The organism is Psychrobacter sp. NG254 (assembly GCF_015277735.1).
GTDB lineage: Bacteria > Pseudomonadota > Gammaproteobacteria > Pseudomonadales > Moraxellaceae > Psychrobacter.
Genome location: NZ_JADHDA010000001.1, coordinates 232,579 through 251,227, shown reverse-complemented (window position 1 = coordinate 251,227; position 18,649 = coordinate 232,579). Strand labels below are relative to the sequence as shown.

Below are 18,649 nucleotides of genomic sequence, written 5' to 3'. Positions count from 1 at the left end.
AACAGGCTTGCTCAAAATGCATTTATTTATTCAAAATAGCCACTTTTAACAGCCTTGGCACCACTAGATGCACAAAGTTAGTAGCAGGAGACTAATAGCAGAGGGCTAATAATAATGAATAATCAGCAACGGCGGATTCATACAAAATACATCATGCGAGCAATCATAAATTGCTATCTTAGATGGTGCTTATCTACCCGATTGAAAGTGATTAATAATTCATGTGCTTTAAGATAATTATCGGTATTTTAATCGTGATTATACTATAAGCAATTGCTGTGAGCAGTATCATCGCTCACAGTCTGCGACCAATTAATGCTTGCATTAACGATGATAGATTGAAAAATTTGTCAATTTGCGTCATTATGAGGCAGTTTTTTATCCAAAAATGGTGCGACATCCGTGCAAAAATCCGATTCTAAGTTACCAAATACCAAAATATCACCGCCCTCTAGGTCTGCTATAAACACGCTACCCTCACAGCAGCGCGGCTTGGTGTTTAGTAGCCTTCTATTGATTGTTATCATCGCAGGTATGGTGCTGTTGGCACTATATTTGGTGAAGCTTGATCGTACTATTACTCATAAGTTTGAGGGTAAGCGTTGGGACATCCCTGCCAAAGTATACTCTCAACCGCTTGAGCTGTATCAAGGGGCTAATGTCGATCGAGACACCATGAAGACGTGGCTTGAGCTGCTCAATTACCAAAGCAATAAATCGTACGATCGTACAGGTACATATCATAGATCGGGCAATACGTATTTTATCCATACGCGCGGCTTCACTTATAGCTCAAGCGACAAAGACGCTGAGCAAGTGATTAAGATGACCATTGCTGGCAATAAAGTCGAATCTATTCAAAGTACCTTGCCTGCCAAAAGTGGCATTATTCGCCTAGAGCCGGTCAATATCGGTGGTATCTACCCAGACAGTAACGAAGATCGCATGGTGGTGTCGTTAGATGACGTGCCTCAGCCATTAATTGACGCCCTCATTGCTACCGAAGACCGAGATTTTTATGAGCACAAAGGCATATCAGTACGTGGTATTGCACGTGCTGTGATCAATAACTTTACTGGTGGTGCCAGACAAGGTGGCTCGACTATCACCCAGCAGTTGATCAAAAACTTTTATCTCAATTCAGACCGTACGCTAAAACGCAAAGCCAATGAAGCACTCATGGCGGTATTACTAGAGCTGCATTATAGTAAAGATGAAATCCTACAAACGTATTTGAACGAGATTTATTTGGGTCAAAATGGCAACCGCTCTATCAATGGGTTTGGGCTGGCCTCACAGTTCTATTTTGACAAACCACTCAACGAGCTGCGCTTAGACCAGCAAGCCATGTTGGTTGGTATGGCAAAAGGCCCTAGTATTTATAACCCTCGTCGTAACCCTAATGATTCAAAAGCACGTCGCGATGTGGTATTGAACAATATGCTGGGTGTGGGCTCACTGAGCCAAGCAGACTATGACAAAGCCCTAAAACAACCGCTTGGTATCGTGGATAAGCCTGCTGAAGGCAAGAGCCAATTCCCTGACTTTTTGGATATTGTCAAACGTGAGCTGAATGACGTCTATTACTCTGACGATCTCAAAAACGAAGGTCTGATCATTATCAGTACCTTAGACCCTATCGCTCAGTTGGCCGCCGATAAAGCCGTGGATCAAAAGCTTGGCGAGCTGCGCCGTAGTGGTAGCAAAACCAAAGATTTGCAAGGCGCGTTAGTCAGTGCCAACCCAGAGACTGGCGAGCTGGTTTCAGTGGTGGGTAGTGGCAGTGAATTTACCGGATTTAACCGAGCTGTCGACGCAAAACGCCAAGTAGGCTCTCTATTGAAGCCTATTATTTATATGACTGCGCTTGAGAGTGGCCGTTATAATTTGGCCAGTTCAGTAGATGATTCGCCCATCACAGTCAATCTAAAAGACGGCACCGATTGGAACCCAAAAAACTACGACAACCGAGATCATGGCTATGTGCCCTTTACCTCGGCACTGGCACAATCTTATAACCAAGCGGCAGTGCGCTTGGGCATGGAGTTTGGTGTCGATACGTTTGCCAAACAGCTACAGCGCATGGGTGTCAAAGAAAAAATCCCACCTTATCCATCAGCACTATTAGGCTCAGTCAATCTTAGCCCAATGGACATGCTTGGTGTGTATCAGGTCTTTGCAACTGGTGGTTTCCGTACGCCTATCCACAGTATTCGCACCGTGATTGATGATCGCGGCCGTATTTTGCAGCGTACCGGCCTTAACACTCAGCGCAGCATTCCGCCTGAGACCAATTTTTTGACAAACTATGCACTACAGCAAGTGGTCTCAAATGGTACGGCCAAACGTGCTCAGTCGCTTGGTAGCAATCTAAACCTCGCGGGTAAAACAGGTACCACCAATGACTACCGCGATGCGTGGTTTGCAGGCTACAGTGGCAACTATGTCAGCGTCGTTTGGGTTGGCCGTGACGACAACAAGCCCATTGGTTTGAGCGGTGGTACTGGGGCATTGCCAGTGTGGGTTGATTATATGAAACGCCTCAAACTGACCCCTGTAGCCCTGCCAGAGCCTGAAGGTATTGAGTGGTTGTGGTTAGAAAACAACTCAGGTAAGTTGTCTAACGAACGCTGTGCCAACGCACGTTACTTGCCAGTGATGTCAGCACACCTACCAGAAGAAGCCAGTGACTGTGCGATGAGCTTATATCAACAAGACCGTGCCCGTGAACAAACCCAATTCCAAAACCAACAAGGTGCGATCAATCAGCAACGTCGCCGTGAAGGCTTAGAGATTCCAAATGGTGAAGCGGTTGATGCTGATGGCTCAGAAGACGGCAATGGGCAAAATGATGGTGAAGGTCAAGACCGTGCTGATACTTGGTATGACCGTGCTGTTGAGTGGTTTTAATATGATACGTAATATTTAGCTTTTAACGTTTAAAAAGGGTCTGAACATGGTCTCATCTTCACAGCACAAGGTTTCAATGAAACAGACAATGACTCGGTGGCAGCAAAAACTCATGTCAGCCAATACAGCACTGGCAGGTAGCGCGCTCATTGGCATGCTGAGCCTAAGTGCGTGTCAGACAGTACCCAGTTCATCGGCGCCGATGAAAACAATGCCTGTTCAGCCAGCAGTATCATCACAGACGCCAGTGACCACAACCACCGTGACTCAAGCACCAATGGTCAGATCTGATGATGAGAACGAATACCCAGTCGAGCCCTATATTCCACCCGAATCATCTGAGCCATCGAATCCGCTGACTCAAGAGACGCCTGTTTATACGCCGCCTACGCCTGTATTCACACAACCGGAGGAGATTGTCGTTGCACCTTCTCGCAATGACTATATAATCTCCGAGTCCTCTGTGCCGTCACACAGCGATTTACTAGAGCACGCCCGCAGAAACTCACAGCAAAGAACGCAACAAGCGGCCAGTAACAACAGTAATTTGCCAGCGTTTCGCAATTTGATGCAATTGGGTGTCAGTCAGCTAAAATCAGGTCAATTGACCAATGCTGAGAACAGCTTTACGCGTGCACAGCGCTTGGCACCGAAATCGTCTGCGGTGTATTTTTATTTGGCACAAGTGGCATTGAAAAAAAACCAACCTCGTAAAGCAGAAGCAATGGCTAGGCGTGGTCTTAGTGTCTCTCAGGATGCCAATCGCAGACGAGCGCTCTGGCAAATCATATTGCAATCAGGACAAGCTCAGGGCAATTCACGAGTGGTCAGTGAGGCAAAAAAAGCCCTGCGTTAATGCTTACTGGCTTCTAATTTACTAAGGCGTTTATGTGTGAGCGATGGTCACAAGAATAGTATCCATTAGCTTGTTACATACGACGCCATCATGATTTATTCAAAACATACATTTATTTTCGTTTAAGGTTATTTTTATGGCATGGCAACAACTGCATTTACAATGTGAAAAATCAAACGTCGACTTGGCTGAAGCGCTATTACTAGAAGCAGGTGCATTATCAATTGCCTTGGACGATGCAGGCGATCAGCCCTTGTTTGAACCACTACCAGGTGAGTCACCGCTATGGGATGAGGTCATACTAACAGGATTGTTTGATGCAACCACCGATGCGGGCTCTCAACAAGCTATTGAGCAACTCAGTCACGAAATCGCCGCCCAAGTGCAAGCGACTCGTACTTGGCTAACTGCCGTTGATGATAAGGACTGGGAGCGCGAATGGATGAGCAACTACCATCCTATTCAATGTGCTAATGATTTATGGATTGTGCCAGAATGGCTCACACCGCCCAATCCAGAGGCAACCAATATCATCATGGATCCAGGCCTAGCATTTGGCACCGGATATCATGCGACGACTCGCTTATGTCTTGACTGGCTAACCGAGCAAGACTTGGCAGATAAAGTGGTTATTGACTATGGCTGTGGTTCAGGCGTCTTAGGCATTGCCGCTTTATTGCTGGGTGCACGCCACGTCTATGCAGTAGATATCGACCCACAAGCCGTGCTTGCAACCAATCAAAACGCCGTACGTAACCAAGTTGGTAATCGTCTGCAAGCATTTTTGCCAGAAGAGTTCACTGATTATTGCTCACAAAACGAGGTCATACCGGTAGAGGTTATTGTCGCCAATATTTTGGCAAAACCACTCATCGGATTGGCACCGTATTTTTCTACGCTAATCGCGCCAAAGGGTCGCATCGTATTAGCAGGATTAATCGAATCACAAACTGAACAAGTCACTGAGGCATATCAGCCCTATTTTGCACTCGATCCAAAGCATGCTTTTACTGCGCAAGAAGACCAACACTGGCAGCGTTTGTCTGGTACATTTACTAGCTAGCAACATTTCATTACATCTGTTACGATAGGTGGCAGTCAAATGTTATGTATTTGACGCCACTCTATCGTCGCCCATGATGACATCGAAATCAAAAAGTACGATTTGTATTATAGGGAGCTATTGGTGAGTGGCTATGCGGTATTGATAACCATACTTTTTTGGATTCGCGCTTATGACCACGCCAATAAAAACTCAGTGCCCTCATTGTCAAGCTTACTCTAAAGTCCAACAAACTCAGCTCAATACAGTCAATGCCACGGTCAGCTGTGATCAATGTCACCAAAGTTTTTTGGTTAATAAGCATTTGGTGGTTAGTCATGATGTGGCTAGCACCTCACCTCCTAAAGTAAAGATAGCGCCAACCGCATCGAACAATAAACAAACTATAAATAAGCAAGCGGTACAATCGCCTAAGAGTCAGCAGCAGAGTCAAAACCTATCAAACGATGCTAAACCGTCAGTGACTAAACAGCAAGCATCCAAATCTTCAATTCCTGACGGTTTAATCCATGATGATATGGACATCGACGAGTCCTTAGACGGCATGGACGCTTGGTTGACAAAAGTGAGCCATAGCGAACCTATAGCCGCAGTTACGGATAAGCCTACAATATCCAAGCACACTAACCAGAATATTAGTGTAGCTGCACCTTCCTCATTACCCAAGACGTCAGCAGCATCCTCACCACCTTCAAAAAAATCTATCAGCTCCTCCGAGGCCAATAGTATTCATGCCAATGTCGATAGTACCTCAGATCATTCATGGTTAGAAAAACTTCTCGAAGAGCAAAGTAAACGCGAAGAGATGCCCGCTGATGATACCGATTTATCGCAAATTTTGTTAGATATGGGTGTGCCGATCAGAACAGATGAGAGCTCACTTGAAGAACGTTTGAAAAAATCGCAGTCACATTTTGCTTCAACACCAACGACACATTCCATTGCATCTATTTTATGGGTGCTTGGCTGCTTGGTGTTGGCACTGCTGCTTGCAGCGCAGTATGTCATGTTCAATTTAGACACGTTAATTAAAAACCCCAACCATGCTCAGCGCTTGCAAGCAATATGCTCTATCGCTGCTTGCCGGTTACCAAGTGCAGATCTATCAGCACTCACAGTCAGCAATACCACTCATCGATCCAGTCAAATAAAAACAACGGGCGCCTTTAGTGACATCGGCGCAACTTTGAATAACCAAAGCGCTCAGGCGCAACTGTATCCGAATGTAAAAGTCAGCGTCTATGGTGATAACGCTCTCATTGGCGTGTTTATCGCAGCGCCTAGTGACTACCTATTGGGCAAACAAAGCCAACTGCCTGCTGCTGATCAACGCCGATTGCTATTTACAGTACCCATTGCCAATACCCAAATTCGTCAGGTGACTATGACGCCACTTTATTAAGTGGTACTTCATAGAATAGCTTTGATTCTGTAGGCTACTTATAATCGATGTCAGTTTGAGCAATTGTTCTATTTAGATTGCGAGTAATCTGTCAGCGCTAGACGATATTAATTTGATATACTGTTATTCTGACCTTTAATAGTTTGACTCTTTTTTCATCTTAAGGATAGTATCTTATGGCACCTCACGCACAGCATAATGCCAATCATTTTGCTAAAAGCTCTGAGCACCTTGCCGATTATAATAAAGAAGATTACCACTCCCCTACTCATGATTTTGAGTTATCTCTAGATAGCCACACCGGTCACATGCAGCAGCCGCTACGTGTCCATGTCGAGCGCGTTGTCCGTCAGTACTTTGCGATGCTAGGCGATGAGATACCGACCGACCTATATGAGCTTATCTTAAAACAGGTCGAAGAGCCTCTATTATCGGTTGTGCTAGAAAAAACACGTGGCAACCAAACAAAATGTGCGCAAATTTTAGGTCTTAATCGCGGCACATTACGTAAAAAACTCAAAACCTACCATTTGATGTAACCCTGCTATATGAGCTCAGCCATTATCACTGCCAATCATCATGCTTGGCCATTCGCTGTTCACGGCGTCATTTGTCGTGATGCAGTCTACCGTTATTGTCATCATCACCTTGCCAGACGTTTACGTCAGGCTTTTTTTATGGAAGATTTTTTATGAGTACAACCCCACTTGCCCTATTATCAGTCTCTGATAAATCCGATATCATTGAATTTGCTCAAGGCCTTATTAAAGCAGGTTTCGGCTTGCTCTCTACTGGCGGTACTTATCGATTGCTCACAAAAAACAACGTCGCTGTGACAGAAGTATCAGACTATACAGGCTTTCCTGAAATGATGGATGGCCGTGTCAAAACACTGCATCCTAAAATCCATGGTGGCATTTTGGGTCGCCGCGGTACTGATGATGCTGTGATGAGCGAGCATGCCATTGAGCGCATTGACTTAGTTGTCGTGAATTTATATCCGTTTGCTGAGACCATTGCACGCGCTGATGTCACCATGAACGATGCCATCGAAAATATCGATATTGGTGGCCCAACCATGGTACGCTCAGCCGCAAAGAACCACGCTCACGTAGGTATCGTGACCGATCCAGCAGATTATAATCGCGTCCTTGAAGCCTTAAATGGTGGCACTGAATTGACGACTACTCTACGCTATGACTTAGCCGTTAAAGCCTTTGAACATACCGCACAGTATGACGGCATGATTGCAAATTTCTTGGGCAGCCGTGTCAATGAGACACAAACGCCTGAGAACTTCCCTCGCACATTCAACGTGCAAATGGTGAAAGCACAAGACCTACGCTATGGCGAAAACCCACACCAAAACGCCGCTTTTTATACTGAAAACCAGTCATCAAAGAGCCAGCAAGCTTCTATTGCTACAGCCAAGCAATTACAAGGTAAGGCCTTATCTTATAATAATATCGCTGATACCGACGCCGCTCTTGAGTGCGTAAAAGCCTTTAGTACGCCCGCTTGCGTCATCGTCAAACATGCCAACCCTTGCGGTGTGGCAGTGGATAACGACCAAGTCGCGGCTTATCGTACGGCGTTTAGCACAGATCCTGAATCTTCTTTTGGCGGTATCATTGCATTCAACCGTCCATTGACACTAGACGCTGCAAAAGCCATTATCGACAATCAGTTTGTCGAGGTGATCATCGCTCCTAGTATCGAAGACGGTGTACTTGAGGCAACGGCATCTAAGAAAAACGTACGCGTGTTGGTGTGCGGTGAATTGCCAGCGCCAGATCAACGTGATATCCAACTTGACTATAAACGTGTCAACGGTGGCCTGCTTGTGCAAGAGCAAGATCTTGGTCTGATGACCGCAGCCGATCTTACCGTCGTGACTGACGTACAACCTACTGAGGCGCAAATCGCCGATCTATTGTTTAGCTGGAACGTGGCAAAATACGTCAAATCAAACGCCATCGTTTATGCCAAAGGTCAGCGCACTATTGGGGTTGGCGCAGGTCAAATGAGCCGTGTCAATTCAGCACGTATTGCGGCTATCAAAGCTGAACATGCAGGACTTGCCACTGAAGGTGCGGTAATGGCATCAGATGCCTTCTTCCCTTTCCGTGATGGCATCGATAACGCAGCCGAAGTAGGTATCTCTGCGATCATTCAGCCAGGCGGCTCTATGCGTGATGACGAGACGATTGCAGCCGCTAATGAGCATGGTATTGCGATGGTATTCACGGGTATGCGCCACTTCCGTCATTAGATGGTTATGTGACTTAGCAGATTGATATGAATGGTAGTCGCTATATTTGACTGTCATTCATGTTTAGCCTTTGTGATAATTTTTTACAACGGTCTATGATAAAAGCAGCACCCATTAAAAAAGCCACTGTCTCAATTGCGACAGTGGCTTTTTTATGTTCAACGTTTAGGGCTGCTTAAATGATAAGTACTTAGCGTCCTTGTGCGTTTGCCATGTTAGATTCATTAATCTCAACCGGATACACCAAACGCAGATAGTCTAAGTAGTCTTGTAGCTGATCTTGACCTAAGTTATCACGAATGATGCTCGCTGTTTGTGCACGTTGCATATCAGAGAGTGGCGACTGTTGCTCCGTTTTGATGCGATCACCTACCAGTAGGGTTACGCCCATCTCGGTTTCACTAGCGATAGCTGACACGCCATTGGTAGCCGCTTGTTGGCTAAATGCCAACCCACGCTCTTTGTTTGTCAATCTGGTGGTTTGACGATTAATCTCACCCAATGCTTGAAAGCTGACAGATTGCTTAGCAATATCAGCTGGCGTTTTGATACCAGCAGCAATTGCTTTGGCTTCTTTTAATGCCAGCGCAGATGCTTTTTGTTGACGCAATATTTGAGTGATTCTTGGCGTTGCATTTGCCAACGTCAGTGTCTTGGTAGGACGATAGTTGGTCGGTTGTACCCATACATTGCCATTACCCACTTCTATACCTGACGTCACTGCCTGATCTTGAATCGTAAATTCATCAAAGGCTTGTTTGACCACGGCTGGTTGCGACAGTACTGACTTGTTATTTTCTTTGCGATAATCTTTGAGACGTTTTAGTGTCACACCTTCTTGCTGAGCGATGTCTTCGATACTGAAACCATCTGCTGCCAAATCATTAATCGACGTTACTTTATCAGCATAGATTTCCTGACGCTTATATTCTTTGGCTTTGGCCGTTAAGTCATCACGCATGCTGTCCAGACTTGGTGTCTTTTTGCCATTGTCTTCAGTGACGGTAAATATCTGGTAGCCAAAACTGGTTTTGATAGGTGCAGTAACGTCACCAACGCTCAAGCCTTCTAGCGCTTTTTGAACCGTATCTGCGTCATTGCCAAACACTGAAGGGTTGAAGCGTCCGATATCGCCACCTGTGTCTCCTGATGGATCATCTGACTCAGCTTTGGCCAGTGCAGCAAAGGCCTCGCCTTTGTTTAGACGCGCTTTTACCTTATCGGCTCTGGCTTTAGCATCAGTACCCGTCAATAAAATTTGGCTAACTTTGCGCTCATCGGTGGCCGCTATGCTTTGCTTGTAGGCCTCATACTGCTGCTGTAAATCTTCAGCAGTGATATCATCTACTTTGATGGTTTGCGGACTGAGTTGGATATAAGCCAGATCGACCATTGCCGCACTTTTGAGTGTGTCTTTATTGGCATCATAGTACCCTTGAATATCACTTTTGCTCAGCTTAACTTGGCTTTGATAATCCTGCCAATTGAAACGGTGTATCCACACGTTGCGCGACTCAAGTTGTAGATCAATCAGCTGACTGACTGCTTGCATTGGATATACAGCCGTGCCAACAATACTGGCATTTAGCTGATCGAGACTCAACTGATTGCGAAACTCTGCAAACAACTGGTCTTTGCTCATGCCGCGCTGACGCAAAAAGTTGGCAAATTGATCATTAGAAAAATTGCCTTCTGCATCTTGGAATATCTCTTCTTGACGCAGCAGACGATTGATCGTGTCATCAGAGACTGTCATACCAAGCTTACCTGCTTGCTGCTCGAGCAAAGTCCGATCAACCAACCCTTTCAATACTTGCTCGTGCAATACATCTTCGTTCAGTAGACTGGCATCCTCAACCTGCTCCAATACTTCAGTGCGACGATTATTTACGGCAGTCTGATACTCGGACAGTCCTACGCTTGCATCACCTACTTGAGCGATCTGGTTGGGGTCAACGCCACCACCAAAATAACTTTCGACACCCAATAAGGCAAGTGGCGATAGGCATAAAATCAATAAAATGCGACCTGGCCAGCTTTTTAAGAAATCGCGCAATTTATCCATAGTTATCTCTGCTTTATTAACCTATATTGATGAAAAACCATTGTAATACTGTTTGGGCATGTTCAATACGGCCCATTAATATCAGTGCTGTCTAAGCTGGCAATGGTAAGAGTAAAGACGTGTGCGTTATATAAGACGACACAGGACTTGATAAAAAGGCTCGATCAAAAAACCTTGCCCAAACAACGCATCTATCGCGCGCCCTATGATACGTGATTTTTGATGCAGACTCAAAATATTCACATCATATGATACAAACTATAGCGACAAAAAAAGCACCTAATAGTTAGGTGCTCTCTTGGCGCTTGGCTTAAAACAACAGCCAAAGCAGCCTTAAATCATATTACGACTAAAAAAGGCTTAGTTCAAACGCTCTTTTAGGTTTTTACCCGCTTTAAAGCTTGGTACTTTGCTTGCTGGGATGCTTAGTTCTTCACCAGTCTTAGGGTTACGGCCAGTACGTGCTTTGCGATCTTTTACGCTAAAAGTACCAAAGCCAACTAATGAGATGCTATCGCCAGCTTCTAGCGCTTCGCCAACACTTTCCATAACAGCATTCAGAGCTTCACCAGCTTGAGTCTTATTTAGACCACTTTTGTCTGCGATGCTATCAATTAATTCTGACTTATTCATAAAATTTCCTTCAAGTTTAAGGGGGTAATAAACGCTCACGCCAAATATTGTAACGCTCACGCGGTACTTACGCAATAAAAAATACTGCACTGGCGTATCAACAGGTCTCGCATTGTTATCGTCTTTATATCAAGGCAGCATAAGGAGTGCAAGCGATTTTACATATTTTTGTGCCATGTACTACGTATTTGACACCTAATGTTACGCAAAACATCTGCAACGCCCGTACAATCTTGCAATCTTCACGCCCAAGCTATTTTACAATAGGCTCACCATTATGGCGTGAAACGCAAATCTGGCGCATATAGCCTACGATTGTAGCCCAAATAGCCAACATTATTATTGTTTGAATGACGCAGTTCAATCTAAGCAGTTTTAGTGTAATTAAATTTTGGCTTTTGAAACGCTTATTTGTCTATATTTTATATTGCGAGTCACAAATAGCAGTGTCTTTATTGAGGACTAAATTGTACTGTAATAATGTAGCTGCTGACAGAAACTAGCGTTACTTTTTATTATAAAGACGTTACTATAAGCAAAATATCACTGCAAATTTTGCATAAGTGCCATCCCACATGGCTTTGATACACTCAATTTGCTAAATAAAAAACGGATTATTTACATGAAGCGTTCTACGTTGTCTCACTCTTTTCTTAATATCATTTTAGTGTTTATCGAGTCAGCGCTGACACTACTGTTACGTTTGGACCCTGAATTGCGTAAGGCCGCTTATCCACTTGCCAAGCAAGGCACCGTGGTCGCACTTCGCTTATATCTACCTCATGTAGAGGTATTTGCGACGTTTAGTACCAAAGGCGTATTGCTCGATGCACAGTTGCCTATTGGCCGTAGTGAGCCGGACGTGGTCATCAATGCCTATAGTCTTCAAGTCATCAATGCCATCACCACTCATGACAGCGAAACGACCGAAAAACTACAAATGCGCGGTGAAACGGTTCAAGTACAATTGGTTAAGCAGTTCATTATGCAGCTGGGTCTTGGCAGTCTGATTCAAGGTATCATCAAAAAGATAAAAGGTGGCAAATCAAAGCCCAAGCCGACTGATGCTGAAATGGCAGAAAAGAAAGAACACTATAAAGTACGCATCAAAGAGCAGCAAACCCAAATCAACACTTTGACCATCAAAAATCGTGAACTTGAAACCACGGTAAAGGAACTACAAAGTAAGCAAAAAACATTAATGATTGTTACCATAGCCGCTTTAGTCGTTATGGTTGGTGCCCTCATCGCACTGGTGATGAATTGATTTCAATGGTACATCGTAGTTTAAAACAATAGCTTGATAAAAAAGCGGCTGATATCTATTACAGGATATCAGCCGCTTTTTGCTTCTTTACCACCTCAATACTTAATCAACTCAATAATTAGTCTATTCAACATAGTACGCAGACAAACTTACAATCTTCTGCTTTTTAACACATTCAAAAGCTCTAAGCACAATCTCTATAATCACCACCACTAAACGGTTCTATGACCGCCTCTAAATACCATTGTTTTTATCAATCATCGCGATAAGCTGGATTAACCATTCATCCACACTTTAATCTTGACTAAATTACTCGGGATTAAGTATAATTGACTTAATCGTTACACACATCGAGTTCATCATCTGCTGTTTACTAGCGATAAAACATGACTTAACCAGCATGTCGCTTATTAGTATTTTAATAGCATTTTTGGTTAAAGTTACTGTTGAATAAATCGTTGTTAAACAAAATGACATAAAAGTTTGGAGATAACACATGCGTTTGACTACTCGGGGCAGATACGCCGTTACTGCATTGCTAGACTTAGCGTTACAGACTAGCCAACAAGAAAGCGCAGTATCTTTATCTGATATCGCCAAGCGGCAATCAATCTCCATCTCATACCTTGAGCAGCTGTTCTCAAAACTTCGCAAGCGTGGCCTTGTCACCAGTATTCGCGGCGCAGCTGGCGGTTATCATTTAGCCAAACCATTGAATGAGATTGATGTGATGAGCATCATATCTGCCGTTGATGAATCCGTCAATGCAATGCAGTGTGAAGGACGCGGTGACTGCCAAGGTGGTACCATGTGTCTAACCCATGATCTATGGTGTGCACTATCAAATCATATTGAACAGTACTTGAAAAATATCACATTAGCGCAATTATTAGATATGGAAAACGTGCAGTCAGTTTCAGAACGTCAGCACAACTCTACAAAAGATTTCTCCATAAAAGACATTAACACTATTACTCTATCGAACAGCGAGGCAAACCCAGCATGAGCCAACATAACAACCTTATATACTTAGATTATGCCGCCACTACTCCAGTAGCTAAATCAGTAGCTGCTAAAATGAGCGAGTATCTGACGGTAGATGGCGTCTTTGGCAACCCAGCCTCGCGCTCACACGGTTACGGCTGGCAAGCAGAAGAAGCAGTAGAAACTGCTCGTGCCCAAGTGGCGGAAGTGATCAATGCTGATCCACGCGAAATCGTCTTTACCTCTGGTGCAACCGAATCTGATAACCTTGCTATTAAAGGTGCCGCCCATTTTTATCAGTCTCGCGGTAAGCACATCATCACCAGTAAGATTGAACACAAAGCAGTATTAGATACTTGCCGTGAGCTTGAGCAAGAAGGTTTTGAAATTACTTATCTTGAGCCGCAACCAAGCACCGGTCTTATTTTGCCAGAGCAAGTTAAAGAAGCCCTACGTGAAGATACTATCTTAGTATCACTCATGATGGTGAACAATGAGCTTGGTACGCTTACCGATGTTACTGCGATTGGTGAAATCACTCGCGAAGCTGGTGTGGTCTTCCATGTGGATGGCGCGCAATCAGTAGGCAAAGTATTGATCGACCTTGCAGAGATGAAAATCGACTTGATGAGCTTCTCAGGTCACAAAGCCTACGGTCCTAAAGGTATCGGTGCTTTGTTTGTTAGCCGCAAGCCACGTATTCGTCTAAAAGCTGAGCAACATGGCGGTGGTCATGAGCGTGGCATGCGTTCAGGAACTTTGCCAACGCATCAAATCGTCGGCCTTGGTGCTGCATTTGCTCTAGCCAATGACAGCTATAAAGAAGATAATGCCCATGCAGCAAAACTACGTCAAAAGCTGTGGGATGGTCTACAAGATATTGAAGAGATTTACCTAAACGGCGACTTAGAGCATAGCGTTCCTAACATTGTGAACATAAGCTTTAACTTCGTTGAAGGTGAATCACTCATGATGTCACTAAAAGACTTAGCTGTCTCATCAGGCTCAGCCTGTACGTCAGCGACGCTTGAACCATCATATGTATTACGTGCTATTGGCCGTCCAGATGAGCTAGCACACAGCTCAATCCGTTTTAGCTTTGGTCGTTATACGACTGAAGCAGATATCGACACCGTTATCAAGCAGATGCATGAGGCAGTTGATAAATTACGTGCCCTATCGCCACTTTGGGATATGTATCAAGAAGGTGTTGATTTAGATTCAGTTGAATGGGCTGAGCACTAATATTAAGAAGACAGGGTACAAACCCTGTCGAACAAGACATTAATCAGACAATGTAAACTAACGTTTGACCCCAATTATCGATGAGTAGTTAGACACTTAAAGTTAATAAAGGACTACTCATCATCTAACCAGGAGAAAACCCCATGGCCTATAGCGACCAAGTTATTGATCATTACGAAAACCCACGCAACGTTGGCAATCTTGATAAGAATGCCAAAAATGTCGGTACCGGTATGGTCGGTGCCCCAGCATGTGGCGATGTGATGCGTCTACAGATCCAAGTTGATGATAACGGTATCATCGAAGATGCACGTTTTAAAACGTATGGCTGTGGTTCAGCAATTGCTTCAAGCTCACTCGTTACTGAGTGGCTAAAAGGCAAGAGTCTAGACCAAGCTGGCGAAATCAAGAACAGTCACATTGCTGAAGAATTGGCATTGCCACCAGTAAAAGTGCATTGCTCTGTACTTGCAGAAGATGCTATTAAAGCCGCTATTAGCGACTATAAAGGTAAGCATGGCGTAGCAGCAGCAACTGAAGAAGCTGTTATCTAAGGCTAAACCTACTAGCCTATGCACTGTGTGGTCTTAGCAGCGCTATAGTAGCAACACGTTAAACAGCTACTGATGCTAAAAAGGTGACAATGACACTTATGTAATTGTCACCTTTTATTTTCTAAGAGCCGCTAGCATATTATCTTGGCAATCTCGTAATTTCAGTTGCCAGTCTATACAGATTTTTTTATTGATACTTATAATTAATAGTCAATGGGAGTTGGCATGATTGAAATGACAGAACGCGCCGCTCAGCATGTTCGAGACTTTTTGGACAATCGCGGCAAAGGCGAAGGCATTCGAGTCGGTATCCGCACAGCGGGTTGCTCAGGTCTAGCTTATGTTTTAGAGTTTGTAGATACACCTGACGAAAACGACACACGTTATGAAAGCCGAGACGTTAGCATCTTTATCGATCCTAAAAGCTTGGTATATTTAGATGGTTTGTTGATGGATTATGAAAAAGAAGGTCTCAACGAAGGCTTTAAGTTCAGTAACCCTAACCAGAAAGGCGAATGTGGTTGTGGTGAGTCCTTTACCGTTTAATGATTCACTGAATCTATGCATTTAATTGTATAATTAAAAACCATCGTTACTAACTGTGAATACTCGAACGGCGATGCTTCATGATCAGAACCATCGTAATCATGATATGTCTGGCCATCGGATAAGGTGGTAGATAAATCCTGAACCAGATCAGCATTTTAAAAATCAATAAAAAAGCAAGGCGTAAGATATGACAGACACTCTTTCAAAAACGCAGTTCGATAACTTTTTTGCCTTATTTGAGCAGCCTGTACAATTTGAAATCAATCAAGACAGTCTCGATCAGCATCTACGTCTATTGCAAAAACTCTATCATCCTGACAACGTCGCAAAAAACCAAGCCGATACCGCACAAGCAAAGCAGCAGTCAGAGCAAACCTCCGCACTCATTAATCAAGCATACCAGACGTTGAGTGCGCCTGATAGCCGTGCAGGTTACCTATTAGATATGGCGAACCAAGCGCAAAACATAGAGCACTCTATCGCTGATTTAGATTTTTTAGAAGATGCGATGGAAATGCGAATGGATTTAGATGACGCCATTGAAGGAAAAAATCTGTCAGCCTTGCAACAGTTACATCCTCAAATCACAGAACGACTAGCCAAACAATCTGAGCGGTTTAGTAGCGCTTATATCACTCAAGATTGGCAAACAGCCATCGATGCGACGCAAAAGCTAAAGTTTTTGGTCAAATTGAATGCTGACGTTACAGCGGGTCTCGATGATGTTGCCACAGCGGATCAATCAGATGACGATGATTTGTATATGTAATCTTTGATTGCCAACACCCTTGACTGGCAAATCCTCCTATATTTGGAGTGAAAATACCGTCTTGACGCTGTCATAGTACCCATACTGTATTTGCTCCGTTTCTCTTATTTACTTTATCTCTGAGTTGTCTTATGTCTTTAATGCAAATTGCCGAACCCAATCAAAGCGCCCAACCTCACCAACATCGATTTGGTCTCGGTATCGACCTTGGCACGACGCGCTCGTTGGTCGCTGTCGTACGTTCGGGTAAGGCGCAAGTTTTAGAGGCCAGTGCTGCAACAGATACCCTATTGCCTTCTGTGGTCTATTATCCAGCGACTGGTAATCCTTTAGTCGGTTATGATGCATTGGCTCACTTAGCGGATGATCCAAAAAATACGATCGTCTCGGCCAAACGTTTTATGGGTCGTAGCCAAGCTGATATCAAATTCTCACATCCTTATGAGTTGTCTGGCAGTGAAGATGCTATGCCAGCGTTTGTGACTGCTCAAGGTGAAGTCTCTCCTGTTGAGGTGTCTGCCCGTATATTAGCGGCGCTTGAGCAACGTGCAGCGAGTGCATTACCTGAAGACAGTATCGAGGGTGCAGTCATTACTGTACCGGCTTATTTTGATGAAGCGCAGCGCCAAGCAACGAAAGACGCAGCGCAAGCGGCGGGCATCAATGTACTTCGTTTATTAAACGAACCTACTGCAGCGGCAGTCGCTTATGGACTTGACCAGCATCACGAGCATAGTGATAAAGAAAGCTATTATCTAATCTATGATTTGGGTGGTGGCACGTTTGACGTCTCTATCTTAAAATTGAACGATGGAGTCTTTGAAGTCTTGGCAACTGGTGGCAATAGCGCCCTAGGTGGCGATGATATCGATCGTCTTATTACCAATTGGTTCATCAAACAACTTAATATTGACCCAAAAGACGTCAGTCGCCACGATAAGTCGATACTGGCGCAACAAGCCAAAGCTTACAAGCAAGCATTGACGGATGCCGAACAAGTCGATATCGACATCACCGTTAACGACCAGTCTTATCAAGGTATATTACGCCGTGAAGACATCATGACGATCGTCGAGCCAGTCAGTCGCCGCACCTTAAGCGTGTGCGAACAAGTACTGCGTGATGCCAAGCTATCTGCTGCAGATTTGGATGAAGTTATTTTGGTTGGTGGCTCGACACGTATGCCTGCGATACAGCAAGTTGTGACTGAGTTTTTTTCCAAGCAGCCGCTTTGTCGCCTCAATCCAGATGAAGTCGTTGCCTTGGGTGCGGCCCAGACAGCGCACCAATTGGTCAATGGTGATAGCAACAACAATTTGCTCTTATTGGATGTGACGCCACTATCACTTGGTCTTGAGACTATGGGTGGCCTAGTCGAAGTGCTCATACCGCGCAACACGCCTATCCCTGTCAAAAAACGTCAGGTGTTTACAACTTATCAAGACGGTCAGACAGGCATGGTCATTCATGTGGTTCAGGGTGAACGTGAAACTGTCGATAACTGCCGCTCGCTTGGACGTTTTGAATTGTATGGCATTCCTTCTATGAAGGCTGGGTTTGCTCGTATCGAAGTCACTTTCAGTATTGATGCCAACGGCCAGCTGACAGTTAGTGCGCAGGAAACGACCACCAAGACAGAAAGCAAAATCGAGATTGTGCCTTCTTATGGGCTATCAGATGAGCAAAAAGAGCAACTGTTAATAGCAGGCTTTAAATACGCAGAAGAAGACAAAAACGCGCGCTCACTGATCGAAACCAAAGTGGAAGCGGAGCGTGAAGTACTGGCGCTACAATCTGCATTGAACGAATTTGCCACATTATTGTCTGCTGAAGAACAAAGTACTTTGGCTGAGCACATTCAAGCATTATCGACTGCCCTTGGCACTGACGACCTAACCGTGATCGAAGCTCAACAGGCACAGCTTAAACCACATAGCGACGCCTTTGCGGCTCGTATTATGAATCAAAGCGTTAAAGCCAGCATGGCAGGCACAAGCGCCCAAGATTGGTAGCAAATACGCTCCAAATGACATCTTAGTTATCGTACTAAGTTGACGTTTTTTTATATTAAATTGATTAG

Annotated in this window: 15 protein-coding genes; 13 read left to right on the top strand and 2 right to left on the bottom strand. The window is 44.4% G+C overall.

The genetic code is table 11. The annotated features are described in order from the left end of the window. Positions 1-402 precede the first annotated feature (402 nt). The 6 genes from mrcB to purH all read left to right on the top strand — a co-directional run bounded on the left by mrcB (position 403) and on the right by purH (position 8,503). The gene (gene mrcB / locus IP510_RS01000) at positions 403-2,910 is read left to right on the top strand and encodes a penicillin-binding protein 1B (protein ID WP_194362940.1); all 2,508 of its coding nucleotides are present in this window, start codon (positions 403-405) and stop codon (positions 2,908-2,910) included. 46 nt (positions 2,911-2,956) lie between these two features. Next, positions 2,957-3,766 (top strand): tetratricopeptide repeat protein, encoded by an 810-nt coding sequence (locus IP510_RS00995; RefSeq protein WP_194362939.1) that lies wholly within the window; start codon positions 2,957-2,959, stop codon positions 3,764-3,766. Positions 3,767-3,902: 136 nt separating this feature from the next. Then, the gene (gene prmA / locus IP510_RS00990) at positions 3,903-4,829 is read left to right on the top strand and encodes a 50S ribosomal protein L11 methyltransferase (protein WP_194362938.1); all 927 of its coding nucleotides are present in this window, start codon (positions 3,903-3,905) and stop codon (positions 4,827-4,829) included. A 172-nt stretch (positions 4,830-5,001) separates the two neighbouring features. Beyond that, the gene (locus IP510_RS00985; protein ID WP_194362937.1) at positions 5,002-6,231 is read left to right on the top strand and encodes a DUF3426 domain-containing protein; all 1,230 of its coding nucleotides are present in this window, start codon (positions 5,002-5,004) and stop codon (positions 6,229-6,231) included. A 176-nt stretch (positions 6,232-6,407) separates the two neighbouring features. Then, complete coding sequence (fis, locus tag IP510_RS13800) at positions 6,408-6,770, top strand: DNA-binding transcriptional regulator Fis (protein ID WP_194362936.1); 363 nt, start codon at positions 6,408-6,410, stop codon at positions 6,768-6,770. A 152-nt stretch (positions 6,771-6,922) separates the two neighbouring features. After that, a complete protein-coding gene (gene purH, locus IP510_RS00975; RefSeq protein WP_194362935.1) occupies positions 6,923-8,503 on the top strand; it encodes a bifunctional phosphoribosylaminoimidazolecarboxamide formyltransferase/IMP cyclohydrolase in 1,581 nt (526 codons plus the stop codon). Positions 8,504-8,693: 190 nt separating this feature from the next. On the opposite strand, the gene IP510_RS00970 is transcribed toward purH, so the two are convergent. Together IP510_RS00970 and IP510_RS00965 are read right to left on the bottom strand one after the other, a co-directional pair. Next, positions 8,694-10,568 (bottom strand): SurA N-terminal domain-containing protein, encoded by a 1,875-nt coding sequence (locus IP510_RS00970; protein ID WP_194362934.1) that lies wholly within the window; start codon positions 10,566-10,568, stop codon positions 8,694-8,696. 360 nt (positions 10,569-10,928) lie between these two features. Continuing rightward, complete coding sequence (locus IP510_RS00965; RefSeq protein ID WP_320154166.1) at positions 10,929-11,240, bottom strand: HU family DNA-binding protein; 312 nt, start codon at positions 11,238-11,240, stop codon at positions 10,929-10,931. A gap of 583 nt (positions 11,241-11,823) precedes the next feature. Here IP510_RS00965 and IP510_RS00960 point away from each other — a divergent pair. The 7 genes from IP510_RS00960 (at position 11,824) to hscA (ending at position 18,581) form a co-directional block, all read left to right on the top strand. Next, positions 11,824-12,468 (top strand): hypothetical protein, encoded by a 645-nt coding sequence (locus IP510_RS00960; RefSeq protein WP_194362933.1) that lies wholly within the window; start codon positions 11,824-11,826, stop codon positions 12,466-12,468. Positions 12,469-12,964: 496 nt separating this feature from the next. Continuing rightward, positions 12,965-13,474 (top strand): Rrf2 family transcriptional regulator, encoded by a 510-nt coding sequence (locus IP510_RS00955; protein WP_194362932.1) that lies wholly within the window; start codon positions 12,965-12,967, stop codon positions 13,472-13,474. Beyond that, complete coding sequence (locus IP510_RS00950; protein ID WP_194362931.1) at positions 13,471-14,697, top strand: IscS subfamily cysteine desulfurase; 1,227 nt, start codon at positions 13,471-13,473, stop codon at positions 14,695-14,697. Before IP510_RS00955 ends, IP510_RS00950 begins: the two co-directional genes overlap by 4 nt. Positions 14,698-14,840: 143 nt before the next feature. Next, entirely contained in the window at positions 14,841-15,251 is a 411-nt protein-coding gene (gene iscU / locus IP510_RS00945; RefSeq protein WP_110922415.1) for a Fe-S cluster assembly scaffold IscU, read from the top strand. Positions 15,252-15,476: 225 nt separating this feature from the next. Continuing rightward, positions 15,477-15,797: an iron-sulfur cluster assembly protein IscA gene (gene iscA, locus IP510_RS00940; protein ID WP_110922414.1), complete on the top strand. Its 321-nt coding sequence runs from the start codon at positions 15,477-15,479 to the stop codon at positions 15,795-15,797. A gap of 190 nt (positions 15,798-15,987) precedes the next feature. After that, entirely contained in the window at positions 15,988-16,569 is a 582-nt protein-coding gene (gene hscB / locus IP510_RS00935; RefSeq protein ID WP_194362930.1) for a Fe-S protein assembly co-chaperone HscB, read from the top strand. A 131-nt stretch (positions 16,570-16,700) separates the two neighbouring features. Further along, positions 16,701-18,581, top strand: coding sequence for a Fe-S protein assembly chaperone HscA (hscA, locus tag IP510_RS00930; protein WP_194362929.1), 1,881 nt, complete (start codon positions 16,701-16,703; stop codon positions 18,579-18,581). Positions 18,582-18,649: the final 68 nt, after the last annotated feature.

Excerpts from the sequence above, each read along its gene's own strand:
- IP510_RS00950 (WP_194362931.1), top strand. The coding sequence starts at position 13,471 with ATGAGCCAACATAACAACCTTATATACTTAGATTATGCCGCCACTACT.
- hscA (WP_194362929.1), top strand. The coding sequence starts at position 16,701 with ATGTCTTTAATGCAAATTGCCGAACCCAATCAAAGCGCCCAACCTCAC.
- IP510_RS00955 (WP_194362932.1), top strand. The coding sequence starts at position 12,965 with ATGCGTTTGACTACTCGGGGCAGATACGCCGTTACTGCATTGCTAGAC.
- IP510_RS00985 (WP_194362937.1), top strand. The coding sequence starts at position 5,002 with ATGACCACGCCAATAAAAACTCAGTGCCCTCATTGTCAAGCTTACTCT.
- IP510_RS00960 (WP_194362933.1), top strand. The coding sequence starts at position 11,824 with ATGAAGCGTTCTACGTTGTCTCACTCTTTTCTTAATATCATTTTAGTG.
- IP510_RS00995 (WP_194362939.1), top strand. The coding sequence starts at position 2,957 with ATGGTCTCATCTTCACAGCACAAGGTTTCAATGAAACAGACAATGACT.
- prmA (WP_194362938.1), top strand. The coding sequence starts at position 3,903 with ATGGCATGGCAACAACTGCATTTACAATGTGAAAAATCAAACGTCGAC.
- iscA (WP_110922414.1), top strand. The coding sequence starts at position 15,477 with ATGATTGAAATGACAGAACGCGCCGCTCAGCATGTTCGAGACTTTTTG.
- iscU (WP_110922415.1), top strand. The coding sequence starts at position 14,841 with ATGGCCTATAGCGACCAAGTTATTGATCATTACGAAAACCCACGCAAC.
- fis (WP_194362936.1), top strand. The coding sequence starts at position 6,408 with ATGGCACCTCACGCACAGCATAATGCCAATCATTTTGCTAAAAGCTCT.
- IP510_RS00970 (WP_194362934.1), bottom strand. The coding sequence starts at position 10,568 with ATGGATAAATTGCGCGATTTCTTAAAAAGCTGGCCAGGTCGCATTTTA.
- purH (WP_194362935.1), top strand. The coding sequence starts at position 6,923 with ATGAGTACAACCCCACTTGCCCTATTATCAGTCTCTGATAAATCCGAT.
- hscB (WP_194362930.1), top strand. The coding sequence starts at position 15,988 with ATGACAGACACTCTTTCAAAAACGCAGTTCGATAACTTTTTTGCCTTA.